The 24405-nt window shown below is 70.9% G+C and carries 26 protein-coding genes; 17 read left to right on the top strand and 9 right to left on the bottom strand.

Features of this window, described 5'->3' with window-relative positions; genetic code table 11:
* The first annotated feature begins 50 nt into the window (after window positions 1–50).
* Complete coding sequence (locus JTN19_RS09790) at window positions 51–719, top strand: TVP38/TMEM64 family protein (protein WP_206931866.1); 669 nt, start codon at window positions 51–53, stop codon at window positions 717–719.
* On the opposite strand, the gene JTN19_RS09785 is transcribed toward JTN19_RS09790, so the two are convergent.
* Window positions 676–1455, bottom strand: a complete 780-nt coding sequence (locus JTN19_RS09785; protein WP_206931864.1) for a glycosyltransferase — start codon at window positions 1453–1455, stop codon at window positions 676–678. The two genes, JTN19_RS09790 and JTN19_RS09785, sit on opposite strands and share 44 nt — an antisense overlap.
* On the bottom strand, window positions 1452–3152 hold the full coding sequence (locus JTN19_RS09780) for an ArnT family glycosyltransferase (protein ID WP_206931862.1): 1701 nt from the start codon (window positions 3150–3152) through the stop codon (window positions 1452–1454). The genes JTN19_RS09785 and JTN19_RS09780 overlap by 4 nt, the downstream gene beginning before the upstream one ends.
* 266 nt (window positions 3153–3418) lie before the next feature.
* Here JTN19_RS09780 and ykgO point away from each other — a divergent pair, with 266 nt between their 5' ends.
* The 8 genes from ykgO to JTN19_RS09740 all read left to right on the top strand — a co-directional run bounded on the left by ykgO (window position 3419) and on the right by JTN19_RS09740 (window position 10713).
* A complete protein-coding gene (ykgO, locus tag JTN19_RS09775; protein ID WP_184382231.1) occupies window positions 3419–3544 on the top strand; it encodes a type B 50S ribosomal protein L36 in 126 nt (41 codons plus the stop codon).
* Window positions 3545–3679: 135 nt separating this feature from the next.
* On the top strand, window positions 3680–4426 hold the full coding sequence (locus JTN19_RS09770; RefSeq protein WP_206931860.1) for a hypothetical protein: 747 nt from the start codon (window positions 3680–3682) through the stop codon (window positions 4424–4426).
* Between the two features lie 3 nt (window positions 4427–4429).
* Window positions 4430–5233 carry a DUF2243 domain-containing protein gene (locus JTN19_RS09765; protein WP_206931858.1) on the top strand — a complete coding sequence of 268 codons (804 nt, stop codon included), beginning with the start codon at window positions 4430–4432 and terminating at the stop codon, window positions 5231–5233.
* An 80-nt stretch (window positions 5234–5313) separates the two neighbouring features.
* Complete coding sequence (locus tag JTN19_RS09760; protein WP_206931856.1) at window positions 5314–6753, top strand: FAD-linked oxidase C-terminal domain-containing protein; 1440 nt, start codon at window positions 5314–5316, stop codon at window positions 6751–6753.
* Complete coding sequence (locus JTN19_RS09755; protein WP_206931849.1) at window positions 6750–7919, top strand: FAD-binding protein; 1170 nt, start codon at window positions 6750–6752, stop codon at window positions 7917–7919. Before JTN19_RS09760 ends, JTN19_RS09755 begins: the two co-directional genes overlap by 4 nt.
* Window positions 7920–7937: 18 nt before the next feature.
* Window positions 7938–8360: a hypothetical protein gene (locus JTN19_RS09750; protein ID WP_206931843.1), complete on the top strand. Its 423-nt coding sequence runs from the start codon at window positions 7938–7940 to the stop codon at window positions 8358–8360.
* Between the two features lie 3 nt (window positions 8361–8363).
* Window positions 8364–9710 carry a glycolate oxidase subunit GlcF gene (gene glcF, locus JTN19_RS09745; RefSeq protein WP_206931842.1) on the top strand — a complete coding sequence of 449 codons (1347 nt, stop codon included), beginning with the start codon at window positions 8364–8366 and terminating at the stop codon, window positions 9708–9710.
* A 22-nt stretch (window positions 9711–9732) separates the two neighbouring features.
* On the top strand, window positions 9733–10713 hold the full coding sequence (locus JTN19_RS09740; RefSeq protein WP_206931841.1) for a Bug family tripartite tricarboxylate transporter substrate binding protein: 981 nt from the start codon (window positions 9733–9735) through the stop codon (window positions 10711–10713).
* Between the two features lie 13 nt (window positions 10714–10726).
* Here the strand turns inward: JTN19_RS09740 and JTN19_RS09735 are convergent, their stop codons facing one another.
* The 3 genes from JTN19_RS09735 to JTN19_RS09725 are packed head-to-tail and all read right to left on the bottom strand — an operon-like array spanning window position 10727 to window position 13604.
* A complete protein-coding gene (locus tag JTN19_RS09735; protein WP_206931840.1) occupies window positions 10727–11668 on the bottom strand; it encodes a ketopantoate reductase family protein in 942 nt (313 codons plus the stop codon).
* Window positions 11665–12432 carry a creatininase family protein gene (locus JTN19_RS09730; RefSeq protein WP_206931839.1) on the bottom strand — a complete coding sequence of 256 codons (768 nt, stop codon included), beginning with the start codon at window positions 12430–12432 and terminating at the stop codon, window positions 11665–11667. The genes JTN19_RS09735 and JTN19_RS09730 overlap by 4 nt, the downstream gene beginning before the upstream one ends.
* Window positions 12429–13604 (bottom strand): M20 metallopeptidase family protein, encoded by a 1176-nt coding sequence (locus tag JTN19_RS09725; RefSeq protein WP_206931838.1) that lies wholly within the window; start codon window positions 13602–13604, stop codon window positions 12429–12431. The genes JTN19_RS09730 and JTN19_RS09725 overlap by 4 nt, the downstream gene beginning before the upstream one ends.
* Before the next feature lie 331 nt (window positions 13605–13935).
* On the opposite strand from JTN19_RS09725, the gene JTN19_RS09720 reads away from it, so the two are divergent.
* The 3 genes from JTN19_RS09720 to JTN19_RS09710 all read left to right on the top strand — a co-directional run bounded on the left by JTN19_RS09720 (window position 13936) and on the right by JTN19_RS09710 (window position 16755).
* Complete coding sequence (locus tag JTN19_RS09720; RefSeq protein ID WP_206931836.1) at window positions 13936–14412, top strand: hypothetical protein; 477 nt, start codon at window positions 13936–13938, stop codon at window positions 14410–14412.
* A gap of 12 nt (window positions 14413–14424) precedes the next feature.
* Window positions 14425–15927: a tripartite tricarboxylate transporter permease gene (locus JTN19_RS09715; protein WP_206931834.1), complete on the top strand. Its 1503-nt coding sequence runs from the start codon at window positions 14425–14427 to the stop codon at window positions 15925–15927.
* 75 nt (window positions 15928–16002) lie between these two features.
* On the top strand, window positions 16003–16755 hold the full coding sequence (locus JTN19_RS09710) for an SDR family NAD(P)-dependent oxidoreductase (RefSeq protein ID WP_191083302.1): 753 nt from the start codon (window positions 16003–16005) through the stop codon (window positions 16753–16755).
* Here JTN19_RS09710 and JTN19_RS09705 read toward each other — a convergent pair.
* Window positions 16684–17328 carry a gamma-glutamylcyclotransferase gene (locus JTN19_RS09705; RefSeq protein ID WP_340643306.1) on the bottom strand — a complete coding sequence of 215 codons (645 nt, stop codon included), beginning with the start codon at window positions 17326–17328 and terminating at the stop codon, window positions 16684–16686. The two genes, JTN19_RS09710 and JTN19_RS09705, sit on opposite strands and share 72 nt — an antisense overlap.
* A 67-nt stretch (window positions 17329–17395) precedes the next feature.
* Between JTN19_RS09705 and JTN19_RS09700 the strand changes: the two genes are divergently transcribed.
* From JTN19_RS09700 to JTN19_RS09685, 4 genes are read left to right on the top strand one after another with little or no spacing between them, the layout of a single operon-like run.
* Entirely contained in the window at window positions 17396–18298 is a 903-nt protein-coding gene (locus tag JTN19_RS09700; RefSeq protein ID WP_206931828.1) for a DUF2125 domain-containing protein, read from the top strand.
* Entirely contained in the window at window positions 18295–18681 is a 387-nt protein-coding gene (locus JTN19_RS09695; RefSeq protein ID WP_206931826.1) for a nuclear transport factor 2 family protein, read from the top strand. The genes JTN19_RS09700 and JTN19_RS09695 overlap by 4 nt, the downstream gene beginning before the upstream one ends.
* Before the next feature lie 53 nt (window positions 18682–18734).
* Entirely contained in the window at window positions 18735–19739 is a 1005-nt protein-coding gene (locus JTN19_RS09690; RefSeq protein WP_206931824.1) for an NAD-dependent epimerase/dehydratase family protein, read from the top strand.
* Complete coding sequence (locus tag JTN19_RS09685) at window positions 19736–20536, top strand: SDR family oxidoreductase (protein ID WP_206931822.1); 801 nt, start codon at window positions 19736–19738, stop codon at window positions 20534–20536. The genes JTN19_RS09690 and JTN19_RS09685 overlap by 4 nt, the downstream gene beginning before the upstream one ends.
* A 27-nt stretch (window positions 20537–20563) precedes the next feature.
* Here the strand turns inward: JTN19_RS09685 and JTN19_RS09680 are convergent, their stop codons facing one another.
* The 3 genes from JTN19_RS09680 to JTN19_RS09670 are packed head-to-tail and all read right to left on the bottom strand — an operon-like array spanning window position 20564 to window position 23273.
* Window positions 20564–21079, bottom strand: coding sequence for a DinB family protein (locus JTN19_RS09680; protein WP_206931820.1), 516 nt, complete (start codon window positions 21077–21079; stop codon window positions 20564–20566).
* Complete coding sequence (locus JTN19_RS09675) at window positions 21076–22068, bottom strand: GNAT family N-acetyltransferase (protein ID WP_206931817.1); 993 nt, start codon at window positions 22066–22068, stop codon at window positions 21076–21078. Before JTN19_RS09675 ends, JTN19_RS09680 begins: the two co-directional genes overlap by 4 nt.
* A 2-nt stretch (window positions 22069–22070) precedes the next feature.
* A complete protein-coding gene (locus JTN19_RS09670; protein ID WP_206931815.1) occupies window positions 22071–23273 on the bottom strand; it encodes a pyridoxal phosphate-dependent aminotransferase in 1203 nt (400 codons plus the stop codon).
* A gap of 172 nt (window positions 23274–23445) precedes the next feature.
* On the opposite strand from JTN19_RS09670, the gene JTN19_RS09665 reads away from it, so the two are divergent.
* Entirely contained in the window at window positions 23446–24402 is a 957-nt protein-coding gene (locus JTN19_RS09665) for an acetyl-CoA carboxylase carboxyltransferase subunit alpha (protein WP_191083311.1), read from the top strand.
* Window positions 24403–24405 lie beyond the last annotated feature (3 nt).

Here is a 24405-nt window from a genome sequence, read left to right as displayed (position 1 = left end):
GGGGGCGGGGCGGCTGGTAACCGCCCCGGCATGTTCGCCTCCAGGCTTCCATGACCCGCGCGGGCTGGCTGCGCCTCGCGCTGCTGGTGGGGGGCCTCGCCCTGGCCGGCGTGCTGCTGCGCGAATGGGGCGCGCTGCCCGGCACCGACTGGGCCGACCGGAACCTGCGCGGGCAGGGGCTTTCGGGCGATTTCGTCTTCGTGCTGGTGGGGGCCGCGCTGACGGCGGTGGGCCTGCCGCGGCAAGGCGTGGCCTTCCTAGGGGGCTATGCCTTCGGGGCCGTGCTGGGGACGGCGCTGGCGCTGGCGGCGCAGCTGCTAGGTTGCCTGCTGGCCTATGGCTGGGCCCGCGCGGTGGGGCGGGGCTGGGCCGAGCGGCGCCTGTCCGGCCGTTTCGGCCCGCGCCTGCGCCCGCTGGTGGAGGTGATGCGCGACAACCCCTTCGGCACCACGCTTGCGCTGCGGCTCTTCCCCGCCGGCAGCAACCTGGCCATGAACGCGCTGGCGGGGCTGACGGGAGTGGCGATGGGGCCTTTCCTGGCGGCCTCGGCCCTGGGCTATCTGCCGCAGACCGTGGTCTTCGCCCTGCTGGGCAAGGGCATCCGGGTGGATGGCGCCTGGCAGATGGGGCTCTCCGCCGTGCTGCTGCTGCTGAGCGTGGTGCTGGGCATCTGGCTCATGCGCCGGCACCGGGCGGGCCGGGCGGTGGGGCCGGACTGACCGCGGTCATCTCCCGCGCGCCCGGCACGCGCTTCCGCCGCCGGATCAGCCACATGACGCCCAGCATGTCGTCAATGCCGACCCAGAGACGGTCGAAGAAGCCGTATTTCGACACGCCCGCCTGGCGCGGCCGGTCGCGCACATCCACGAAGACGACGCCCAACCCCTCACGCTTCACCAGCGCGGGCAGAAAACGGTGCAGCCCGTCGAATTGCGGCAGGGCCAGGAACACGTCACGGGGCAGCAGCGCGAAGCCGCAGCCGGCATCGCGCGTCGCATCGCCCAACATGCGCTTGCGCACGCCGTTGGCGAGACGCGACTGCCAGCGCTTGAAGGCCGTGTCCTTGCGGCCGAGGCGCTGCGCCATGACCAGCACGGGCGCGCCCGCCGCGTCATTGGCTTCCAGCAGCCGGGGCACGTAGGCCGGGTCGTTCTGCCCATCGCCATCCATCAGCGTGATGAGGGCGCCGCGCGCCGCCCGGGCGCCGGCCCGCAGCGCCTCGGCCTTGCCGGCATTGGCGTCCAGGCTGAGCAGGCGCAGGTGCGGGCGCGTGCCGGCCAGGGCGAGGATTTCCTCCACCGTGCCGTCGGTGGAGCCGTCATTCACATAGAGGATCTCGAATTCCACCACGCCGGTCAGCGCGGCCTCGATCTCCGCCACCAGCGGGGCGATGTTCCCGGCCTCGTTGCGGACCGGGATCAGGACGGTCAGGCGCAAGGGGGTGGCGTCCCTCATGGCGCGCGCCGCCACAGCACCATCTGGCGCCAATGCCCACCATTCATGTTGCGGCCCTCGATCACGGTCAGGCGTTCGGTGCGGACGCCCAGCTCCTCGAGTCGCGCCAGGAAGGCCACTTCTTGCGAGGGCTGGCCGCGCCGGCCGGGGGCCGCATCCACGAAGGCCACGCGGCAGCCCTCCAGCGCCAGGAAATCCGCGGCCTCGCGCCCGCCGGTCAGCAGGGCGTCGGTGCGGGTCAGGAAGGGGAAGCTCGGCTCCCGGTAGCCGCCCGAGGCGATGGCGGGGTCGGGGCAATGGGCATGGGTGCGGATGGCCTCGGCCATGCGCGGGGAGAGCCAGAGGCTGTCCATCCGCGCCAGCATGGGCCAGGTGCCGAGCCAGGTGAACAAGGCGGCCGCCACCACCACCGGCACCGTCGCCACGGCGGAACGATGCGCCACCACCACGGCCAATGCGCCAAGCCCCACGCCGCCCAGCAGCGCCAGGATGGAGAGGGGCGGCAGCCAGCCCTCATAGAACCAAAAGGCCCCGCCGCCGGCCAGCAGCAGCCCGAGCGGCAGCAGCCAGAGGCCCTGCAAGGTCAGGCGTGACCACCAGCCCCGCGCCAGCACGCCGATCTCGGTCACGGCCAGCGCCACCAGGGCGGCCAGCGCGGGGTAGGTGGGCAGGACGTAGTGCGGCAGCTTGGTGGCGACGATCTCGAAGATCAGCCACATCGGCACCACGAGGCAGAGCAGCACCACCACCTCGCGCCGCCGCCGCTCGGCCCAGATCCAGGGCAGCAGGGCGGCCAGCAGGGAGGCCGCCGGCCAGAAGGTGACCCAGACCAGGGCCAGGTAGAAGCCCGGCGGGCCGCCATGGCCCTGATGGGCGTCGGCCACCTTGCCCAGGGCGTTCCAGCCCAGCGCGGTCTCGAAGAAGGCGCCCTCGGTGCGGATGGTGATGGCGATGTACCAGGGCAGGGCGATGGCCAGCAGCAGCAGCACCCCGGGCCAGGGGCGCAGGGCATTCAGCCAGCGCACGCCCCGCGCCGGGACGCAGAGGGCGACGGCGCCCACCGCCACGACCAGCAGCCCGATCGGCCCCTTGATCATGCTGCTGACGCCGAGCGCACCCCAGAACAGCCAGGGCAGCCAGGTGGCGCGCAGCTTCATGGGGTCGAGGAAGGCGCGGAGCAGAACGCCGGTCGCCGCCATGACGGTGGCAAACAGGACGGCATCGGTCTTGGCGATGCGCGCCTCGACGCCCAGCAGCAGCGTCACCCCCATCAGCGCGCCCGCCAGCAGCGCCGCCCGCCGCCCGATCAAGGGCAGGAAGGCCCACCATGTCAGCACCGTGCCCGTCACGGCGCCGAGCAGCGAGGGAATGCGATAGATCCCGATGGGCGCCGCATCGCCCTGGCCGCTCAAATGCACCGCGGCCGCCTGCAGCCAATAGATGCCGGCGGGCTGCTTGTGGCGCGGCTCATCCTGGTTGCGGATGTCGATGTAGTCGCCGCTGGCCACCATCTGCCGCGTGGCGAGGGTGTAGCGGCCCTCGTCGCGGTCGGTGGGGGGCAGGGTGGCATAGCCGGGCAGGAAGGCGCCCGCCGCCACCAGCGACACCAGCAGGGCGGCGCGCAGGGGCGCGCGGCTGGCCCAGGCGATCAGCTTCAGCGCGGCCGCGATTGTGGCCGCCACAATTCGTTCCAGCATCCGGTCATCAAGCGCGGCCCGAGGTGGAAAGGCCCGCGGCATCCTTCCAAGGCGAGGGAGGGGCCGCATGGGTGCGCCAGACGGTCCGGGAGGTGGTCCTAGCGCGGTGTCAGCCGCGCGGGAAGAGATGGATGTGGTGCGGTCGCGCGGGGAGGGGATGGTCGCGGGAGTTGACTCTGGTCCCCCCTCCCGCCTATCTCCCCCATCCCGGCGCGAGGGCTCCCTTCGCGCCGCCCCGTTTCCGTTTGCCGAGTGGGTCCCGTGCCATGAAAATCCGCAACAGCCTGAAGTCCGCCAAGTTGCGGGACAAGAACTGCGTGGTCGTGCGTCGCCGCGGTCGCCTGTATGTCCTGAACAAGAAGAACCCGCGGATGAAGGCCCGCCAGGGCTGAACTTGCACGGCCCACGGGCCATGCGATGACAAGACAGCGCCGCTGGGGAAACCCGGCGGCGCTTTCTTGTGTGCAACCATTCTCCCGCGGGGCGGTTCTCCTGGCATCGGCATTCACCGAAACAGGAGACCCAATATGCGAACTCTTTGGATCGCCGGCCTCGGGGCCGTTCTCATCAGCGGCGGCGTGGCCGCCCAGGGCATGACCTCGCCCCACGGCACCGGCGTGGACCGTCATGGCGCCGCCATGCCGCGCGTGACCGACAGCCCCTTCCAGCGCCAGCCGGGTGATGCGCCCGACAACACGCTGCGCGCCCAGGACCCCCGCATGGACCAGGGCCGCCTGCCCACCGCCCAGGGCACTCAGGCCGCGCCGGTGCCGCCGGGCCTCCAGGCCTCGCCCGCCCAGCCCACGCCTGACCGGACGCTGGACCAGCAGGACCCGCGCCTGCAGCAGCGCCCCGCGACCTCGCGACAGAACGTGACGGGCGGGTCCGGCCCGGGGATGCGCGGTGACGCCATGCCGCGCCGCCAGGCCGCCGGCACGGCCGGCACCTATGGCCGCACCGACGCGCCCCGCAACCCGGCCGACCGCGCCTTCATGGGCGGTGGCATGATCCTGGAAAACGGCCGCCCCGTGCCGCTGCCGGGTGATCCGCCGGGCATGGCCTCCGACTTCCGCGCCGATGGCGTGCCGCAGTCCACCGCCACGGGCCGCACGGGCGGCGCCGGCATGGGCGACATGGCGCCGGACGGGCACCGCGGGCCGCAGACCAATGTCGGCCAGACCGGCGTCCGCGACCAGGGCATGGTCGGCACGCCGCAGGGCGCCTTCCCGGCAAATCCCGGCACGCCGGGCGGCCGCGTTCCCACCGGGAATTGATCCATGCCCCGGCCCGTTCTTCCGGCCGGGGTCACGGATGACGCATTGGGCCGCGCACCCCCTGGGGTGCGCGGCCTTTTGCTGCCTGGCGCCCTGCTGGGCTTCGGGCTGGGAGGATTCTTCGACGGCATCCTCCTGCACCAGATCCTGCAATGGCACCATTTGCTGAGCCTGGTGGACGGCGAGGCCTTCATGGACCTCCGCACCCAGGTCCTGGCCGATGGGCTGTTCCATGCCGTGATGTATGTGCTGTCCGCGTTGGGCCTCTGGCTGCTGTGGCGGCGCCGCGCCGCCCTTCCACGGATCGGGGCGGGCGGGTGCCTCTGGGGCGGTGCGCTGCTGGGTTTCGGCGTGTGGCACCTGCTGGATGCCGTGCTGGTCCACTGGCTGCTGGGGTTGCACCGAATCCGGCTGGATGTCGCGGACCCGCTGCCCTGGGACATTGGGTGGGCCCTCGTTTTCGGGGTGTTGCCCGTGATGGCGGCCTCCATCCTGCTGCGCCGGCCGCGGCACGGCGGCGCCGCCCCGGTGGCCTTGGTGCTGGCGGTCCTGCTGGCCGGGCCGGCGGCGGCTTTCCCTTGGGGGCAGGACCGCCAGGTGGTGGCGGTCTTCGCCTCCGTGGCGGATGCGGTCGGCGCGGCCGCGGCGATGGACGCCAGCCTGGTCTGGTCCGACGCCTCGGGCCAGGTCTGGGTGATGGACCTGCCGCGCCCCCGCCAGGCCTGGCGGCTCTATGGCCAGGGGGCGGTGATGGTGGGCGGGCCGGGCCTGCCGGCGGGGTGCCTCGGCTTCTCCCGCCCTTCCTGAACCCCTGATCGCGCAGTTGCGCCTTGCGGCGGGCGGGGTGCGACGACATGTTGCGGCTGGACGTTTCGCGGACAGCCAGCATGATCAGCCTGCCAGAGCCCAAGCCCGAGATCCTCGCACGCCGCGCCTCCATCCTGGCGGATTTGGCGCGGCTGTTGCCCGCCGATGCCGTCATCGGCGAGGACATCCGCCTGCGCCCCTATGAGACAGACGGGCTCTCGGCCTATCGCCAGATGCCGCTGGCCGTCGTGCTGCCCCGCACCACGCAGGAGGTGGCGGAGGTGCTGCGCTACTGCCACGCCAACGGCATCCGCGTGGTGCCGCGTGGGGCGGGCACCAGCCTCTCGGGCGGCGCGCTGCCGCTGGCCGATGCGGTTGTCATCGGTCTCATGCGCATGAACCGCATCCGCGAGATCAATTTCGAGGACCGCTACGCCGTGGTCGAGGCGGGCGTCACCAATATCGGCATCACCAAGGCCGTGGAGGGCGAGGGCTTCTTCTACGCCCCCGACCCCTCCAGCCAGCTCGCCTGCATGATTGGCGGGAACGTCATGATGAACAGCGGCGGCGCGCATTGCCTGAAATACGGCGTGACGGCCAACAACCTGCTGGGCGTCACCTTCGTCACCATCGAGGGCGAGGTGGTGGAGATCGGCGGCACGCATCTGGACGCGGCCGGCTATGACTGGCTTGGCCTCATCACCGGTAGCGAGGGGCAGCTCGGCCTCGTCACCGAGGTCACCGTCCGCATCCTGCGCGGCCCCGAGGGCGCGCGGGCCATGCTGGCCGCTTTCGACAGCGTGGAGGTGGCGGGCCAGGCCGTGGACGCCATCATCGGCGCGGGCGTGATCCCGGTGGCGCTGGAATTCATGGACAAGCCCTGCATCCATGCCTGCGAGGCCTTCGCCCATGCCGGCTACCCGCTGGATGCCGAGGCCATGCTGATCATCGAGGTGGAGGGCAGCGTGGCCGAGCAGGACATGCTGCTGGGCCGCATCCGCGACATCTGCGCGCAGTTCAAGCCCATCTCCATGAAGCTGGCCGAAAGCGCCGAGCAGTCGCTGGCCATCTGGAAAGGGCGCAAGGGCGCCTTCGGGGCGGTGGGGCGCATCAGCCCGGATTATCTCTGCATGGACGGCACCATCCCGACCGGCGAACTGCCCTTCGTGCTGAAGCGCATCGGCGAACTCAGCACGCAATACGGCCTGGGCGTGGCCAATGTGTTCCACGCGGGTGACGGCAACCTGCACCCGCTCATCATGTTCGACGCCAATGACGCCGAGAGCTTCCGCAAGGCCGAGGCCTTCGGCGCCGACATCCTGAAGCTCTGCGTCGAGGTCGGCGGCTGCCTGACCGGCGAGCATGGCGTGGGCGTGGAAAAGCGCGACCTGATGACATCGCAATTCACCGCGCGCGAACTGGACCTCCAACGCGACATCAAGTCCGCCTTTGACCCCGGCTGGCTGCTGAACACGGCGAAGGTCTTTCCGCTGGAAGGCAATGCGAGGATCGCGGCTTGATCGCGCCCTCTGACGAAGCGGGTGTGGCCGAGGCCGTCCGCGCGGCCCATGCGGCGCGCGAGCCATTGTCCATCGAGGGCCGCGGCACCAAGCGCGCCATGCTGCGGCCGGTGCAGGCCGCGCGCACCCTGTCCACGCGCGGGCTGACGGGCATCACGCTGTATCGCCCGACCGAGCTCGCCATCTCCGCCCGCGCCGGCACGCCCATCCCCGAGATCGAGGCGGCGCTGGCCGAGCACAACCAGCAGCTCATCGCCGAACCGCCCGAGTTGCGTGCCCTCTTCGGCGTGGAGGAGGCCGCGACGCTGGGCGGCATGGTCGGCGCCAATCTCAGCGGGCCGCGGCGCATCACCTGGGGCGCCATGCGCGACCATGTGCTGGGCATCCGCGCCGTGAACGGGGCGGGCGAGGTGTTTCGGTCCGGCGGGCGCGTGCTCAAGAACGTGACGGGCCTCGATCTGTGCAAGCTGCTGACCGGCGCGCATGGCACGCTGGGCGTGCTGACCGAGATCACGCTGAAGGTGCTGCCGCGCGCGGAATCCTCCGGCAGCCTGGTGCTGCGGGTGGCGGATATCGCGGCGGGCGTGCGTGCCTTGAGCGCCGCGCTGGGCACCCCCTATGGCGTCAGCGGCGCGGCCCTGCTGCCCGAGGGGCATGGGGCGATGCAGGGCTGCCTTGCCATCGCGCGCATCGAGGATTTCGCCGAGAGCGTCACCTACCGCCTGGACCGGCTGCGGACGGAACTCGCCGCCCAGGGCGAGGCCGCGCTGCTGGGCCGCGAGGCATCGGAGGCGCTGTGGCGTGACATCCGCGATGCCGCGCCGCTGAACCCCGCGCCGGAGGAGGCGGTGTGGCGCCTCTCCCTCGCGCCATCCCGCGCGCCGGCCGCCTGCGCGGAACTGCGCGCGGTCTTCGACGCCAGGCTTCTGCTGGACTGGGGCGGTGGCCTGGTTTGGGTGGCCGGTCCCGCCACCGAGGCCGCGCACGGCGCCGTGATGCAGGCCGCCGCCGGCGGCAGCTTCACCCTGTTCCGCGGCCCCGACGCGCTGCGCGCCGCCGTTCCCGTCCTTCCCGCCGAGCCCCTGCCCCTCGCCGCCATCGGCGCGCGGGTGAAATCGGTGCTCGACCCCGCCGGCATTCTCAACCCCGGGCGCCTGCGCGCCTGAGCCCTAGGAGAGACGAGCATGGGTTCCCTGGCTGATGGCCTGGCGCTGCTGGCGCTGGTGCTGGTGAGCGCGATCTACATCGCCGCCTTCTTCGACGAGGTGGACCCGGACTGGGCCACGCGCTCGCTCAAGGAGCGGGTGCTGGCCATGCCGGCGCTGACGGGCGTACTGATTGCCGTCTGGCTCATCGCCCTGCTGGGCGGCGCGTCCTGGCCGGGGCAGCTCGCCACCTGGGTGGCGGGCTGGAGCTTCACGGCCGTGCTGATGATCGCCGCCGTGCTGGGCGCGATGGTGGCGGTGGTGGGGCTTGCCCTGCTGCTGCGCCTGCGCTTCTCCGGCCCGGCCCTGGCCCTGCCGCGACAGGTCGCCGCCGCGCAGCTGGGCTTGGCGTTGATGCTGGTGGGCCTGGGCATGGCGCAGGCGGGAATTGGGAGCCACTGAACCTTGCAGACCAGCTTCACCGCCGAGCAGCTCCGTGATCCCGACACCGCGGAGAGCAACAAGATCCTCCGCAGCTGCGTGCATTGCGGCATGTGCACCGCCACCTGCCCGACCTTCCTGCTGCTGGGCGATGAGCTGGACAGCCCCAGGGGCCGCATCTACCTCATCAAGGACATGCTGGAGAACAACCGGCCCGCGACGGAGCTGGAAGCGCGGCATGTGGACCGCTGCCTCTCCTGCCTGTCCTGCATGACGACCTGCCCCTCGGGCGTGCACTACATGCACCTGGTGGACCATGCGCGCCGCCACATCGAGGAGACCTACACCAGGCCCTTCCCCGAACGCATGCTGCGCCGCGTGCTGGGCGCGGTGCTGCCGCGGCCTGGCCTGTTCCGCGCCGCACTCACGGCGGCGCGGCTGGCGCGGCCTTTGGGTGCGCTGGTGCCGGGCCAATCGCTGACGGCGCAGCGTCTGCGCGCCATGCTGAAGCTGGCGCCCGCCAGCCTGCCGCCGAAAAGCGCGGCGCAGGAAGCGCAGATCCATCGCGCCCAAGGCCCCCGCCGCGGCCGCGTGGGCCTGCTGACCGGCTGCGCCCAGAAGGTCCTGAACCCCACCATCAACGAGGCCACCATTCGCCTGCTGACGCGCATGGGCCTCGACGTCGTCATCACGCCGGGCCAGGGCTGCTGCGGCGCGCTGACGCACCACATGGGCCAGCACGACCCCGCCATGGCCGCCGCCCGGGCCAACATCGCGGCCTGGGGCGCCGAGATGGCGGGCGAGGGGCTGGATGCCATCGTGGTGAACACCTCGGGCTGCGGCACGACCATCAAGGATTATGGCTTCATGTTCCGCACGGAGCCGGAAGCCGATGCCGCCGCGCAGGTGTCGGCGCTGGCCATGGACGTGACCGAGGTGCTGGAGAAGTTCGGCTACGCCCCCACGCGCGAGGCGCCGGGGCTGACGGTGGCCTACCATTCCGCCTGCTCGCTCCAGCACGGGCAGAAGATCACGGCGCTGCCCAAGCAGTTGCTGGCGCGCGCCGGCTTCACGGTGAAGGAGCCGGCCGAGGGCCATATCTGCTGCGGCAGCGCGGGCACCTACAACCTTATGCAGCCCGAGATCGCGGGGCAGCTGCGCGCGCGCAAGCTGGAGAACATCCAGCGCACCCGCGCCGACCTGATCGCCGCCGGCAATATCGGCTGCATGACGCAGCTGGGGGGCGATGCGCTGCCCGTGGTGCATACGGTGGAACTGCTGGACTGGATGGCGGGCGGGCCCAAGCCGGCCTCTCTCTCAACGCGGGCGGGGCGATGGACGGCGGCCCCGCGGCGGGACAATCTTCGGTGAATACCATCACGGGAGAGAAACCATGTTCCGCCGGTCCCTGCTCGCCGCGCCCGCGCTGCTGGCGTTGCCCGCCCATGCCCAGGCCAACTATCCGGAGCGCGCCATCAACGTCGTGGTGGGCTTCCTGCCCGGCGGCTCGACCGACACGGGCGCGCGGCTGCTGGCCGAGCGGATGGCGCCGCGCCTCGGCCCCAATGCCCGCATGATCGTGGAGAACCGGCCTGGCGCCGGCGGCTCGGTCGGCGCTGAGTATGTCACCCGCCAGCCGGCCGATGGCTATCTGCTGACGCTCTCCACCGCCTCGGGCCACGCCACCAACCCCGCCGCGCTGCCCGCCACCGTGCGCTACAACCCGGTGGAGGACTTCACCCACATCGCCATCGTCGGCGGCGGGCCGCTGGTGGTGGCGGTGCCGCGCGCCTCGCCCCACCGCACGGTCGCGGAACTCATCGCCGCCGCGCGGACCGCCAACCCGCCCATGCTCTGGGGCAGCTCGGGCGTGGGCGGCATCGGCCATCTGACGGGCGAGGCCTTCGCGCACCGCGCCGGCATCCGCGGCGAATACGTGCCCTATCGCGGCGGCGCGGCCGTGCTGGAGGCGATGATGAAGAACGAGCTGGGCTTCTCCTTCGAGGTGATGGCCAGCGCGCTGCCGCATCTGCGCGACGGTTCCTCCCGCCCGCTCGCCGTCACCAGCCGCACGCGCCACCCGGCCCTGCCTGACGTGCCCTCGCTGCACGAGACCGGCATGGAGGGCTTCGACATCATCACCTGGAACGTGCTGCAAGGCCCGCGCGGCATACCCGCGCCCATCGTGGAGCGGCTGAACCGCGCGGCGGTGGAGGCCCTGGCCGAGCCTGAGCTGCGCCGCCGCATGGTGCAGGCCGGCATTGACCCCGCCGACCCCTCCACGCCTGAGGGAACGCGCGCCTTCGTGGCGGCGGAGCTGGAGAAGTTCCGCGGCATCGTGCGCGACGCGAACCTGCAGCTGGGCAGGACCTAGCGGCGATCAGACGCTAACCCCGCCCCACCGTTTTCCGCGCCAGCGCCACCAGCAATTCCAGCGTGGGCGCGGAGACGCCCGCGGCGCGGGCCAGTTGCAGCGGCACCTCCAGCAGCGCGTCGAATTCCAGCGCGCGCCCCGCCTCGAAATCCTGCAGGATGGAGGGGCGGTGCGCGAGCGTGACCGAGCGCAGCACGTTCTTCTCGATCTCGGGGCCGAGCGGATGGCCCAGCGCGGCGGCGATCGCCATGCCCTCCTGCATCATCGCCCGCGCGGCGGCCATCACCACCGGGTCGCTGAAGGTGGTCCGCATGTCCTGCCGCGTGATGAGCGTGATGGGCCCGTTGGTCAGGTTGTTGAGCAGCTTGGTCCAGATCTCGGTGCGGATGGCGGGGCTGACCACGCCGCCCATGCCCCCCGCCTCCAGCGCCGCCGCCAGGGCTTGCAGGCGCGGCGTGGCCTCGCCCGACAGCTCCCCCATGATGAGGCGGTTGGCGGCCGTCTGCACCTGCACCACGCCAGGTTCCGTCACGGTGCAGGCGGACCAGACCACGCCACCCACCGCGCGATCGAGCCCCACCGCGGCGCGGGTGGCGCCGCCCGGGTCCAGCACGTCCGGCGCGCCATCCCACCACCACGGGATGCCGTTCAGCACGAAGACCACGGGTGTGTCGGGGCGCAGCAGCGGGCCGATGGCGGCGGCGATGCCCGGCACGGCGGGCGCCTTCACCGTCACCACCACCGCATCCTGCGGGCCGAGCGCGGCGGCATCGGCCTCGGCGCGGGGGCGGGCGGTGAATTCCTCCTCCGGCGTGCGGACGGTGATGCCGCGCGCGCGGATGGCCTCCAGCTGCGCGCCCCGCGCCAGGACGCTGACCTCCGCCTGGCCCCCCTTGGCGAAGCGGGCGGCGATGTGGCTGCCGATGGCGCCGGGGCCGAAGACGCAGATCTTCATGGCGTGTTCTCCAGGGCGCCGAGCATGGCCCAGCCCGCCTGCACCAGGCGTTCGACGATGCGCGCCCCATGGGCGGCGTTCGCGCCGCGCGGGTCGGCGGCCTGGGTGCCGCCGGGGGCGATCTCATCCAGGTTCAGCGGCACGCCGAATTCCGCGCCTCCGGCGGCCAGCGTGCCGAAGCCGCTGACGGGCAGGCCCAGGAAGGGCGGCTGCACTTCGCGCGGCGCGAGGCGCTCGGGCGCGCAGAGATCGGGCCGCAGATGCAGCGCGACGGATGCCACCGGGTCACCCCCATGGCCCAGCGCGGCCGGGTCGCCGCCCAGCGCCTGCTGCCAGCCGCCGGCGTTCTTCCACAAATGCAGCACGGGGGCGATGAGCCCGCGCGAGACGCGCAGGCCGCGCTGCGCCTCCTCCACGGCCGGGATGTTCCCGCCATGGCCGTTGATGATGAGGATGCGCCGCGCGCCCCCCTCGACCAGCGCTTCCAGCACCTCGCGCAGCAGGGCGGTCAGCGTCGCGGTGGAGAGCGCGATGCCGCCTGGCACGCCCCGGAAGAAATCCGCGCCGCCGAAGGGAATGGGCGGGGCCACCAGCGCGCGGCCATGCGCCTCCGCGATGCGAAGCGCGATGGCCTCGGCCAGCAGGTAGTCGCCCATCGGCAGGGCGGGGCCGTGGGTTTCCAGGCTGCCCAGCGGCAGCAGCACGGCATGGCCCTCGGCGAGGCGCCGCGCGACCTCGGGCGCCGGAAGTTCCGAAATCCTCATCGCAGCATGTCCACCGCGATGCGGCTCAGCGCCTGCACGCCGAGCGCGATGCAGCGCTCATCCGGCTGATAGTTCGCGTTGTGCAGCCGGTCGTCACGCCCCGGCGCGCCGGCGCCGATGCCCAGATGGAAGGCGGGCGCGCGTTCGGCGAAGGCGGCGAAATCCTCTGCGCCCATGCTGGGCTGGCCCTCGTGCACCACCTCGCCGAAATGCGCGCGGAGGCTGGCGATCGCGGGGTCCAGCACGCGATCGTCATTCACCAGCGAGGCCACCATGCGCCGGTATTCGATGGTCGCCTCCAGCCGCAGCGCGGCGGCGGAATGCTCCACCAGGCGGCGGATGGCGGCCTCCGCCACGTCGCGCGCCTCGGCGTGCAGGGTGCGGACGGTGCCCTTCAGGTGCACCCGCTCGGGGATGATGTTGTAGGTGGTGCCGCCCTGGAACATGCCCACCGTCACCACGCAGGGGTGCAGCGGCTTCTGCTCCCGGCTGACGACCGTCTGCAATTGCGAGACGATCTGCGCCGCGCCCACGATGGGGTCCACTGCGGCATAGGGGTGCGCCGCGTGCCCCGACTTGCCGCGCAGATGGATGTCGAAGCGGTCGGAGGCCGCGAGCGACGGCCCGCGCACGAAGCCGAAGGTGCCGACCGGCTTGTCCGGGTGGTTGTGGAAGCCGATGGCCATGTCCACGCCATCCGCCGCGCCATCGGCGATCATGGCGGGCGCCCCTTCCAGCACCTCCTCGGCCGGCTGGAAGACCAGCACGATGCGCCCGGCCAGGTTTTCGCGCAGCCCGTTCAGGATTTCGGCGGCCCCCAGCAGCGTGACGGTGTGGATGTCATGCCCGCAGGCGTGCATCTTGCCGGCCACGGCGCTGGCGAAGGGCAGGCCGGTTTCCTCATGGATGGGCAGCGCGTCCATGTCGGCGCGCAGCGCGAGCGTGGGGCCGGGCCGCGCGCCCTCGATCACGCCCAGCACGCCGGTGCGCCCCACGCCCGTGCGGTGCGGGATGCCCATGCGCGTGAGTTCGGCAGCGACGATGCCGGCGGTCCGAACCTCCTCGAAGGCGAGTTCCGGATGGGTGTGGATGTCGCGCCGCATCTCGATCAGGCGCGGCTCCAGGGCGGCGGCCTGTTCGCGGATGCGCTGTTCGGGGTTGTTGGAGAGCATGTCGCGGTCTCTTTGACGTAATGTCGCATGGTCCTCGCTGGTGCCGCCCTTGTCCACACGGGCGGCCGGGCGCCGTGCCGCGGGTAGCTGTAAAGTAATTTAGGAATAAATTCGTTTTAATATTTTGTGTTGGGCGGCCTCCATGTCACTTCACCATAAGTTCCCACCCTGGAAACGAATACAGGGCAGGGAGGTATAGGTGGGTCATAGGATCAATACGAGGGATGTATTGTCCGGACTAATTTTACTTGGGCTAGGTTTGGCCGGGCTGTATTTCAATCAGGAACACGCCATCGGCTCCGCGCGGCGCATGGGGCCAGGCTACATGCCAATGCTGGCGTTTGTCGGGCTGACGGGTATTGGTGCCTTCGTGACCCTCGCGGCCTTTTTTACCGGGCCGAACCCGGTGGGCAACTGGTCGCGTCGCAATTTGGCGAGCCTGTTCGGGGCCATCATTGTATCGGCCATCGTCTATCTCGTCTCGCCGGCCATCCATCCTTTCTTCGGGGTGGGCTACAACGCGGTCGGCATCGCGATCGTGGCGGGAATGCTGGTGCTGACCCTCTCGCCCGACCTGCGGTTCATCGCGCTCATCTCGGCTTCCGTGGCCGTGTTCGGCCTGCTGCTGGAGCAGATCGGCTTCTTCGCGGCGCTGACGGGCACCATCCTGCTGTCCTGCGCGGCGGAGCGTGAGCACTTCCGCAAGCCGCTCGGCGTGCTGGGCCTCATCGTCTTCATGCTGGCCCTGTGCTGGTGGATCTTCATCCTCCAGCTCGACATCCGCGTCCACCTCTGGCCGACGAGCTGAGAGCCCCCCCACATGCAATTCCTCATCGAGAACCTGGCGCACGGGTTCACTATCGCCTTCGCGGGCCAGAATTTGCTCTTCGCGCTGCTGGGCGCCTTCATCGGCACCGCCATCGGCGTGCTGCCGGGCATCGGGCCGGTGGCGACCATCTCGCTCCTGCTGCCCATCACCTTCGGCATCCCGCCGACGACGGCCATCATCATGCTGGCCGGCATCTTCTACGGGGCGCAGTATGGCGGCTCCACCACCGCCATCCTGCTGAACCTGCCGGGCGAGGTCAGCTCCGTCGTCACCACGCTCGAGGGCTACAAGATGGCCCAGAACGGGCGGGCGGGGGCCGCGCTGGCCACGGCCGCCATCGCCTCCTTCCTGGGCGGCACGGTGGGCACGCTGCTGGTCGCGGCCTCGGGCCCCGCGCTCTCGGCCGTGGCGCTGTCCTTCGGCCCGGCCGAGTATTTCTCCCTCATGCTGCTCGGCCTCATCGTGGCCAGCGTGCTGGCGCAGGGCTCGCCCATCAAGGCGGTCGGCATGGTGATCCTGGGCGTGGGGCTGGGCATGGTCGGCACCGACGTGCAGACCGGGCAGCAGCGCTTCACCTTCGGCATCGCGGAGCTTTCGGACGGCATCAGCTTCGTGGCCATCGCGATGGGCATGTTCGGCATCGCCGAAATCGTGCTGAACCTGGAGCGGCCCGAGGCGCGTTCCCTGCTCAAGACCAAGGTGGGCTCCCTCTGGCTGAACCGCGAGGAGTGGAAGCGCGGCACCCCCTCGGCCGTGCGCGGCACGCTGCTGGGGTCGGTGCTGGGCATCCTGCCAGGCGGTGGCGCCGCGCTCGCCTCCTTCGGCTCCTTCATGATGGAGCGGAAGATGTCGAAGGGCCGGCACCTCTTCGGCAAGGGCGCCATCGAGGGCGTCGCCGGGCCGGAAGCGGCCAACAACGCCGCCTCGCAGACCGCCTTCATCCCGCTGCTGACGCTGGGCATCCCGTCCAACGCGGTGATGGCGCTGATGGTGGGCGCGCTGATCATCCAGGGCATCCAGCCCGGCCCGCAGATGATGGTGCAGCAGCCCGACCTGTTCTGGGGGCTGATCGCCTCCATGTGGATCGGCAACGTGATGCTGCTGGTCATCAACCTGCCCATGATCGGGCTGTGGGTGAAGCTTCTCCAGGTGCCCTACAAGTTCCTCTTCCCGGCCATCCTGGTGTTCTGCTGCATCGGCACCTACTCGATCAGCAACAACGTCTTCGACGTCTACATGACCATCGCGTTCGCCGTGTTCGGCTACATCTGCGCCAAGCTGCAGCTGGAGGCGGCGCCGCTGCTCATCGGCTTCGTGCTGGGGCCGATGATGGAGGAGCACCTGCGCCGCGCCATGCTGCTTTCGCGCGGCGACTGGTTCGTCTTCATGGAGCGCCCCATCAGCGCGACCATGCTGGCGATCGGCCTGGTGGCGCTGGTGATGATGCTGCTGCCCGCGGTGCGGCGGGGCAAGGACAAGGCGCTGGCCGAGTAGGCGGGCGCGACCGCTTCCGCAATTCACGCCGCGGGGGGTAACCTCCGCGGCGTTCCTCATGGGCGGGAGTTCGGCATGGATCTGCAACTGACGGGCAAGGTGGCCTTGGTGACGGGCGCCTCGGCGGGGCTGGGCCGCGCCATCGCGAAGGAGCTGGCGGCGGAGGGCTGCAAGCTGGCCCTGCTGGCACGGCGGCGCCCGCTGCTGGAGGAACTCGCCGCCGAACTGCCCGCGAGCGCGGAGCCATTGATCATCGAGCAGGACTTCACCGCGAAGGATGCCGGCGAGAAGGTGCGCGCCGCGATGCAGGCGCGCTTCGGCCGCTGCGACATCCTGGTGAACAATGCCGGCAGCAGCCGCCCGCAGACGGATCTCGGCAGCGACGAGGTCTGGATGGAGGCGATGGAGATCAACTTCCACGCCGGCCGCCGCATCACCCACGCGCTGGTGCCGATGATGCAGGCGAACAAATGGGGCCGCATCATCAACCTGACCGGCCAGGACGAGCCCTTCATGGTCAACGCCGCGAACGCGCCCAATGGCGCGGTGCACATCTGGGCCAAGGCGCTGTCCCGCGTGCTGGGGAAGGACGGCATCACGGTGAACAGCCTGCCGCCCGGGCGCATCCGCTCGGAGCAGATAGACCAGCGCATCATGCCCACCGAGGAAGCCCGCCGCGCCTGGGCCGAGCGCGAGGTGCCCGTGGGCTATATCGGCGAGGCGCGTGACATGGCCGTCATCGCGACCTTCCTGTGCTCACCGCTGGCGCGCTACATCACCGGCCAGGTCATCCATGTGGATGGGGGCACGCGGCGCTTCTCCCACTGAGGACGGCAGCTCCACCTGCGCGTGGGCACGAAGCTCCACCAGCCGCGCCAGGCGCTCCAGCCGCCGGTCCGGCAGCCCCATGGCGCGCAGATGGGCGGCGGTGTTCAGCAGGTATTCGCGGTTTGGCCCCGCCTGGCCATGGCCGCGCGCGATGGCCGCCACCGTGCTGTCCTCGCAGGGGCGCGCATAGGAGGGGTGGCGCCGGTCCGCCACATACGCGATGCCGCGCACCTGCCGGCCGGAGGCCAGGCTGAGTGGCAGCAGGCGCCGTTCATACACGTAAAAGCCGTTCGGGTTTTCCCGCGCGTCCAGGTAGTCCAGCACCGCGGCGGCGTGGGATGCCACGACGCGGAAGGCCACGCCCCGGCAGGCGCCCCCCCTGTCCAGCCCGAGCACCAGCCCTGGCACCTCCGGCGTGCCGCGATACAGCCGCGACCACAGGCAGAACCTGCGGTGATAGCCCCGGAGCAGGGCGGGCTCGGCGCCCTGGTGGTCGAACCCAGGCCGCCAGATGAGCGAACCATAGGCGAAGACATAGAGATGCCCATCGGCATCCAACGGCAGGTGTTGCACCGCGGCGCGGCCTTTGCTTGTCGGACGGGACCGGGTTAAGCCCAAACCCATGGCAGGAAAATGGTGGGTGCGCGCCGCTGTCGCGCCGGTGCTCGTGGTGGGCCTCGTAGCCGGGGCCTGGCACCTCGCGACCTCGCGGCTGGAGACGGAACTCACCACCTGGCGCCAGGCGCGCGAGGCCGAGGGCTGGCGCATCCGCCACGCGCCACCCACGCGCGGGGGCTTCCCGCTGCAAGCGGAACTGCGCCTGCGCGACGTGGTGGTGGACGCGCCCTCGCGCCTCGGCTGGCAGGCCGAGCGGGTGGTGCTGCGCATCGGCGTGACGCCCTGGGGCGTGCTGCGCGCGGATGTCGCGGGGGCGCAGGCGCTGCGCCACGCCGGCGGGGTGACGCCGGTGGTGGCCGAGGGGCTGCGCCTCTCCGCCCGCCTGCCCTATGCCGGGACGGATGTGGCGGCGGAAAGCCTGGCCCTGCCAGGCATGGCGGCGCAGTCCGTCTCGGGGCGGATCGAGGGCGGGCGGCTCGAGCTGGCGGCCGGCCGGGTCGAGGCCGCGGGCCTGCCGCCGGTGGAGCAGGCCGGGATCGAGGCGCGGGTGAACATCCCGCTGCAAGGCACGGCCGCGCAGTGGCAGGCGTCGGGCGGGCAGCTGCGCGTGGACCGCCTGGAATTCCGCAGCGGCCGCGTGGTGGCGCAGTTCTCCGGGCAGTTCAGCCTGGACCGCAGCCTCCAGCCCGAAGGATATGGCGGCCTCTCCGTCACCCATGCGGCCGAGGCGGTGGGCACCTTGTCCGAGTCCGGCTTGGTGTCCCCCGACATGGTGGGGCCGCTGCGGGCCCTGGTGCTGCTGACCTCGCGCATCCCGCCCGAGGGCGGGCCGCCGCGCCTGGACGTGCCCATCGAGCTGCGGAACCGCCGGCTGATGGCTGCGCGCATGCCGCTTGTCTCCTTGCCCGCGCTGGACTGGCGATGACGGCGCCCGTTTGGGTGGAGGAGTTCCTCGCCGCCATCCGCCGCGGCGTGGCCGAGGGCGCGATGGACGCCTTCGAGGGCCGCTTCGCCGAGGACGCCGAGTATTACACCTCGCCCCAGCTTGCGCCGCTGCGCGGGCGCGATGCCATCCTGGCGCATCTGGAAAAACAGATCGGCGGGCAGCGCGACATGCGGGGCATGACCGAGGTGCTGAACGTCACCGGCATGACGGCGCTGGTGCGCTGGCGGGCCAGCTACGTCCTGCGCGCGGATGACAGTGTGCAGCATTACGATGCCCTCATCCTCTACGACTTCGCCGCCCCCGGCGTGTGCCTTCGCCGCCGTTCCTGGGCCGTGCAATGGGCCGAGACGCCATTGCCCTGAAGCCGCAACGGTTCCATCCTCCGCCCCAAGCAAGGGAATGATGGAGGAAGAGCGTGGCTTCTGTGCCAGTGTCCGGCGGGCGTTTCGTGATCATCGGCGGCGGCAGCCTGGTGGGGTCCGCCACGGCGGCGGAGTTGCTGGATGCGGGTGCCGCCGAGGTGCGCCTCTTCGACAATTTCTCCATGGGCGCCGAGACGGCCGTGGCGCATCTGCGCGACAATCCGCGCCTGACCGTGGTGCGCGGCGACGTGATGCGGATGGCCGACCTGCTCGCCGCCATGGAGGGCATGGACGGCGCCCTGCTTCTGGCCGCCTACATGACGCTGAACATGGACCGCGACCCCTGGGGCGGGTTGGACGTGAACATCCACGGCGTGCAGAATGCGCTGGAGGCGGCCTCGGCGCGTGGGGTGAAGAAGGTGGTCTTCGCCTCCTCCAACGCGGTCTATGGCTATGGGCCAGGCATCAAGGGCGACCTGATCGAGACCACGCCCTTCTTCAGCGAAGGTGCGCCGCCCGCCGCCATCCTCTACGGCGCCACTAAGATCATCGGTGAGCAGCTCTGCCGCACCTACACGAAGAAGCGCGGCCTGCCGCATGTCGTGCTGCGCTATTCGACCGTCTATGGCGAGCGGCAGCACCACCGCGCGGCCAACGCCCTCTACATCATCGAGACGCTGGAGAAGCTGGCGAAGGGCGAGCCGCCCGAAATCTTCGGCGATGGCAGCGAGACGAAGCACTTCGTCTATGTGGGCGACCTGGCGCGCGCCAACCGCATGGCCTTCGAGAGCGCGGCCAGCGATGTCGCGGTGAATTGCTCCGGCCCCGCGCCCATCACGACGAAGCAGCTGGTGGAGCTGGTCACGGAACTGGCCGGCGGCGGCCCCGCGCCGCGCTTCGTGGGGGATGAGCCGGGGAAGGTGCGCCTCACCTCCGGCGGCGCCTTCCGCATCGCGCATGAGAAGGCGCATGCCGCCATCGGCTGGAAGCCCGAGGTGGACATGCGCGAGGGGCTCGGGCGCCTCATCCGCTGGCTGCGCGAGGGCAACGCGAAGTGAGCGGGCGTCTCGCGGGCAAGCGCGCCCTGATCCTGGGCGCGGGCTCGGTCGGCGTGGGCGTCGGCAATGGGCGCGCGATGGCGCTGCTCTTCGCGCGCGAGGGCGCGCAGGTGGCCTGCGTGGACTATCGGATGGAGGCGGCGAAGGAGACCACCGCCATGATCGCCGCCGAGGGTGGGCAGGCTTTCGCCCTCGCCGCCGACGTCACGCAGGAGGCCGAGATCACGCGAATCGTGGAGGCCACGATGGCCGCCTTCGGGCGCATTGATATCCTGGTGAACAATGTGGGCGGCAGCGTGCCCGGCGGGCCCGAGGAGCTGACGCCCGAGGCGTGGCACAAGCAGTTCCACCACAACCTGCACTACGTGCATCTCTCCACCCGCGCGGTGCTGCCCATCATGGTGAAGCAGGGCGGGGGCGCGATCGTGAACCTGTCCTCCGTCGCCGCGCACCGGAACATCGGCAATGACCTGATGGCCTATGCGGCGTCGAAGTCGGGTGTCACGGCGCTGAGCCGGATGATCGCGGTGCGCTATGCGGCCCAGGGCGTGCGCTGCAATGTCGTCACACCCGGGCTGATGCACACGCCGCTGGTCGAGGCGCGGCTGGCAGGCCAGCGCACGGGCGGCGATGTCGCTTCCATCATCGCGAAGCGCAACGCGCAGCCGCCGATGGGACGGATGGGCGATGCCTGGGACATCGCCTATGCGGCGCTGTATCTCGCCTCCGACGAGGCGAAATACGTCACGGGCGCGGAGATCATCGTGGATGGCGGGCTGACGCTGAAGACGCCGTAGCGCGCGAACCTCGCGCCGGACGGAGCTTCAGCTCCAGTCGGCTTCCGCGATCAGCCAGGGTAAATCCGTGTCCTGGGTCTTCGCGCCGAAGCGCGTCAGCAGCGCATGCACCTGCCCACGATGGTGCGTCTGGTGGTTGAACAGATGCGTCACCAGCAGCCAGCGCGGCCGGCGCATCTCGCGGCCCGTGGCGCCGCTGAACCAGGTCAGGTCGCCTTCGAGATCGGCCGGCGTCAGCGCGGCCGCCCAGCCCTGCATGCGGGCATCCAGCGCGGCGCGGGCGGCGCGCAGCGCGTCCCAGTCCTCCACCAGCCGCGTGCTCTCCGCGATGCCGCCCGCCGGGCGTTCCCAGCCCGCGAAGCGGTGCATCCAGATGCTGTCGCCCCAGAGCAGGTGGCACAGCGTGGCGTGGATGCTGCCGAAGAAGGCGCCTCCATCCTCGCGCCGCTGGGCGTCCGTCAGCGTGGCGGCCGCGTCGTAGCTCCGGCGGTTCATCTCCGCATTGTAGGCGGCCATGGCGCGGACATGGGCGGGGCTGATCATGCGGGGACCTCCTTGAAGAAGAAGACCACGTCCTGCTTCTCGCGCCGCGCATCCAGTTCGCAGCGCGGGATGCGCCCCGCTTCCCGCCAGCCCAGGCGGCGATACAGCGCCTCGCCCGCCTCGCCGCCGCGGGTGTCGAGTGTCAGCAGCTTGCGGCCCAGGCGTTCCGCCGCCTGCTCGGCGCGGCGCACCAGGGCGGTGCCCACGCCGCGCCGGCGCAGGGCCGGGTCCACCAGCAGCTTCTCCACCTCGACGCGGTGCGGCTGGTTCTCCTGGCTGTCCAGGTGAAGCTGCACCGTGCCGGCCAGCACGCCATCCAGCCAGGCCACCAGCAGCAGCCGGTGGTTCTGCGCGACCTCGGTGCTGACGCGCTTCCAGAAGCCCCGCGCCTTCTCGCGCGACATGGGCGGCAGGAAGGAGACGGAGGCCCCCTCCGCCACGCAGCCGATCAGGATGTCGGCCAACCGCCGTTCCGCGCTGGCGGCGGCGGCGGCGTCCAGCGCCTCCACCACCAAGCCCTTCAGCGGCTTGGCGTAGCGGAATTCTAGCGACTTCGAGAGGTCATCCAGGATGCGGATGGCGCCGGACCGGACATAGCCGCGCTTCTCGTAGAAGGCATGCGCCGCCTCGAAGCGCGTGTCGGTCCAGAGCACCAGGCGCTCGGCGCCGGCCGCGCGGGCATGGGCCTCGGCCGTGTCCAGCAGCCGGTGCGCGAGGCCGCTGCCCCGCGCCCCCGCATCCACATAAAGCCGGCAGATCTCCCAGGCATCATCGGCGCCCAGCGGACGGGTGGCGACCATGCCCTGCCCGTCCTCGCTCAGCCACAGGGCCCCGCCGCTGCCGGCGAAATAGGTGGCGAGCGCGCGAAGCTCCGGCAGTTCCGCGTCCAGGTCGAAGATGCAGCCTGGGAACTCCGCCCAGGCGTCGCGGATCAGCCGGATGAAGGCCTCGGCATCGCCATCGCGGCCGGGACGGATGGCGACCCCCATGCTCAGCGCAGTGCCTCGCAGAAGGCCTTGATGCGGGCCATCGCCTCGGTCAGTTCGCCCATGTTGGTGGCGTAGCTGATGCGGATGTAGGGCGACATGCCATAGGCGCTGCCCTGCACCACCGTCACATGCGCCTCCTCCAGCAGGGCCATGGCCAGCTCAGTGTCGGTCGTGATCTTGGTGCCGGCCTTGGTGGTCTTGCCCAGGCAGCCGGACACGTTCGGGAAGACGTAGAAGGCGCCCTCGGGCTTGTGGCAGACAATCCCCGGGCACTGGTTCAGCGCATCCACCACGAAGTCGCGGCGGGCCAGGTATTCGGCCGCACGCTCCTTCACCAGGTCCTGCGGGCCGTCCAGCGCGGCGGCGGCGGCGGCCTGGCCGATGGTGGAGACGCCCGAGGTCGCCTGGCCCTGCATGTTGAACATGGCCTTGATGAGGTTCTTGGGGCCCCCGCAGAAGCCGATGCGCCAGCCCGTCATGGCATAGGTCTTGGATGCGCCGTTCACCGTCAGCGTGCGGTCGCGCAGGCCCGGCTCCACCTCGGCGATCGTGCAGAACTCGAACCCGTCATAGACGAGGTGCTCATACATGTCGTCGGTCATGACCCAGACATGGGGGTGGCGCATCAGCACATCGGCCAGCGCCTTCATCTCGGCGCGCGAGCAGGCGGCACCCGTCGGGTTGTTCGGGAAGTTCAGCATCACCCACTTGGTATTGGGGGTGATGGCCGCCTCCAGATCCTCGGGGCGGAGCTTGAAGCCGTTGTTCTGCGGGCAGTTCACGGTCACCGGCACGCCGCCCGCCACCTTCGCCATGTCCGCGTAGCTGATCCAGTAGGGGGCGGGGATCACCACCTCGTCGCCCGGATCGAGGGTCGCCATCAGGGCGTTGTAGATGGCCTGCTTGCCGCCATTGGTGACCAGGATCTCGTCATCCGAGAAGTCCAGGTTGTTGTCCCGCTTGAACTTCCGGCGGATGGCCGCCTTGAAGGCCGGCGTGCCGCCCTGGGGCGGATACTTGGTGTCGCCCTTCAGCGCCGCCTGGTGGGCGGCCTCGATGGCATGGGCGGGGGTGGCGAAATCGGGCTCGCCGGAGTTCAGCGCGATGACCTTGATGCCCTGGGCGGCCAGTTCCCGCGCCTTCATCCCCATGACGACGGAAGCGGAAACCTGGACATCGGCGAGGCGACTGGCGAGGGTGGGCATGGTCAATTCCTGAAGCGGTGTGAAAGGCGGGCGCATCCTATGGCCGGGCCGGGGCCGCGCCAATACGCGGGGGCGGGCCTCCGGCCCGGGGCGGGGGCCTTGCGTCACAGGCATGCAATCCTTCGGGGGTGGCAGTTCTCGCGCGGCGGGGTTTCGGCTAAGCGGCACCCCCATGCGCCACTTCCTCGACTTCGAAAAACCCATCGCCGAGCTGGAAGGCAAGCTCGAGGAGCTGCGCCGCACCACGGATGCGGGCGGGCTGGACCTGCACGAGGAGATCGAGAAGCTCCGCGACAAGGCCGAGAAGCTGCTGGCGGCCACCTACGCCAAGCTCACCCCCTGGCAGAAGGCCCAGGTGGCCCGCCACCCCGAACGCCCCAAATGCCTGCACTACGTGGAGGCGCTGATCGAGGACTGGACGCCGCTCGCCGGCGACCGCGCCTTCGGGGAGGACGCGGCCATCATCAGCGGGTTGGGCCGGTTCCGTGGCCGCCCGGTGGCCGTGCTGGGCACCGAGAAGGGCCATGACACCGAAACCCGGGTGAAGCACAATTTCGGCATGGCCAAGCCCGAGGGCTACCGCAAGGCCCGGCGCATCATGCAGCTGGCGGGCCGCTTCAACCTGCCGATTCTCTCCTTCGTGGACACTTCCGGCGCCTTCCCGGGCATCGAGGCCGAGGCGCGCGGCCAGGCGGAAGCCATTGCCCGCTCCATCGAGGCGGGGCTGGAGGCGCCGGTGCCCTTCGTGGCCACCATCATCGGCGAGGGGGGGTCGGGCGGGGCCATCGCGCTCGCCACCGCCGACCGGGTGCTGATGCTGGAGCACGCCATCTATTCCGTCATCAGCCCCGAGGGCTGCGCCAGCATCCTGTGGCGCGACGCGACGCTGGCGCCCCAGGCCGCCGAGGCGCTGAAGCTGACGGCCGAGGACCTCAAGCGCCTCAACCTGATCGACACCGTCATCACGGAGCCGCTGGGCGGCGCCCACCGCGACACCGCCGCCACGCTCGCCAGCGTGGGCGATGCGGTGGCGGCGGCGCTGGACCCGCTGCTGAAACTGGACGGACCCACGCTAAAGGCCCGGCGGCGCGACAAATTTCTCGAAATGGGGCGAAGCGCGGTAGCCTGAGGG

This window comes from Roseococcus thiosulfatophilus (genome assembly GCF_017311575.1).
GTDB classification, from domain to species: Bacteria; Pseudomonadota; Alphaproteobacteria; order Acetobacterales; family Acetobacteraceae; genus Roseococcus; species Roseococcus thiosulfatophilus.
This window is presented reverse-complemented; position numbering and strand designations above follow the sequence as displayed.

Bases quoted from the DNA above. Each gene is read 5' to 3' on its own strand.
- JTN19_RS09790 (WP_206931866.1), top strand. From the start codon at position 51: ATGACCCGCGCGGGCTGGCTGCGCCTCGCGCTGCTGGTGGGGGGCCTC.
- JTN19_RS09785 (WP_206931864.1), bottom strand. From the start codon at position 1,455: ATGAGGGACGCCACCCCCTTGCGCCTGACCGTCCTGATCCCGGTCCGC.
- JTN19_RS09780 (WP_206931862.1), bottom strand. From the start codon at position 3,152: ATGCTGGAACGAATTGTGGCGGCCACAATCGCGGCCGCGCTGAAGCTG.
- ykgO (WP_184382231.1), top strand. From the start codon at position 3,419: ATGAAAATCCGCAACAGCCTGAAGTCCGCCAAGTTGCGGGACAAGAAC.
- JTN19_RS09770 (WP_206931860.1), top strand. From the start codon at position 3,680: ATGCGAACTCTTTGGATCGCCGGCCTCGGGGCCGTTCTCATCAGCGGC.
- JTN19_RS09765 (WP_206931858.1), top strand. From the start codon at position 4,430: ATGCCCCGGCCCGTTCTTCCGGCCGGGGTCACGGATGACGCATTGGGC.
- JTN19_RS09760 (WP_206931856.1), top strand. From the start codon at position 5,314: ATGATCAGCCTGCCAGAGCCCAAGCCCGAGATCCTCGCACGCCGCGCC.
- JTN19_RS09750 (WP_206931843.1), top strand. From the start codon at position 7,938: ATGGGTTCCCTGGCTGATGGCCTGGCGCTGCTGGCGCTGGTGCTGGTG.
- JTN19_RS09740 (WP_206931841.1), top strand. From the start codon at position 9,733: ATGTTCCGCCGGTCCCTGCTCGCCGCGCCCGCGCTGCTGGCGTTGCCC.
- JTN19_RS09735 (WP_206931840.1), bottom strand. From the start codon at position 11,668: ATGAAGATCTGCGTCTTCGGCCCCGGCGCCATCGGCAGCCACATCGCC.
- JTN19_RS09730 (WP_206931839.1), bottom strand. From the start codon at position 12,432: ATGAGGATTTCGGAACTTCCGGCGCCCGAGGTCGCGCGGCGCCTCGCC.
- JTN19_RS09725 (WP_206931838.1), bottom strand. From the start codon at position 13,604: ATGCTCTCCAACAACCCCGAACAGCGCATCCGCGAACAGGCCGCCGCC.
- JTN19_RS09720 (WP_206931836.1), top strand. From the start codon at position 13,936: ATGCTGGCGTTTGTCGGGCTGACGGGTATTGGTGCCTTCGTGACCCTC.
- JTN19_RS09715 (WP_206931834.1), top strand. From the start codon at position 14,425: ATGCAATTCCTCATCGAGAACCTGGCGCACGGGTTCACTATCGCCTTC.
- JTN19_RS09710 (WP_191083302.1), top strand. From the start codon at position 16,003: ATGGATCTGCAACTGACGGGCAAGGTGGCCTTGGTGACGGGCGCCTCG.
- JTN19_RS09695 (WP_206931826.1), top strand. From the start codon at position 18,295: ATGACGGCGCCCGTTTGGGTGGAGGAGTTCCTCGCCGCCATCCGCCGC.
- JTN19_RS09680 (WP_206931820.1), bottom strand. From the start codon at position 21,079: ATGATCAGCCCCGCCCATGTCCGCGCCATGGCCGCCTACAATGCGGAG.
- JTN19_RS09675 (WP_206931817.1), bottom strand. From the start codon at position 22,068: ATGGGGGTCGCCATCCGTCCCGGCCGCGATGGCGATGCCGAGGCCTTC.
- JTN19_RS09670 (WP_206931815.1), bottom strand. From the start codon at position 23,273: ATGCCCACCCTCGCCAGTCGCCTCGCCGATGTCCAGGTTTCCGCTTCC.
- JTN19_RS09665 (WP_191083311.1), top strand. From the start codon at position 23,446: ATGCGCCACTTCCTCGACTTCGAAAAACCCATCGCCGAGCTGGAAGGC.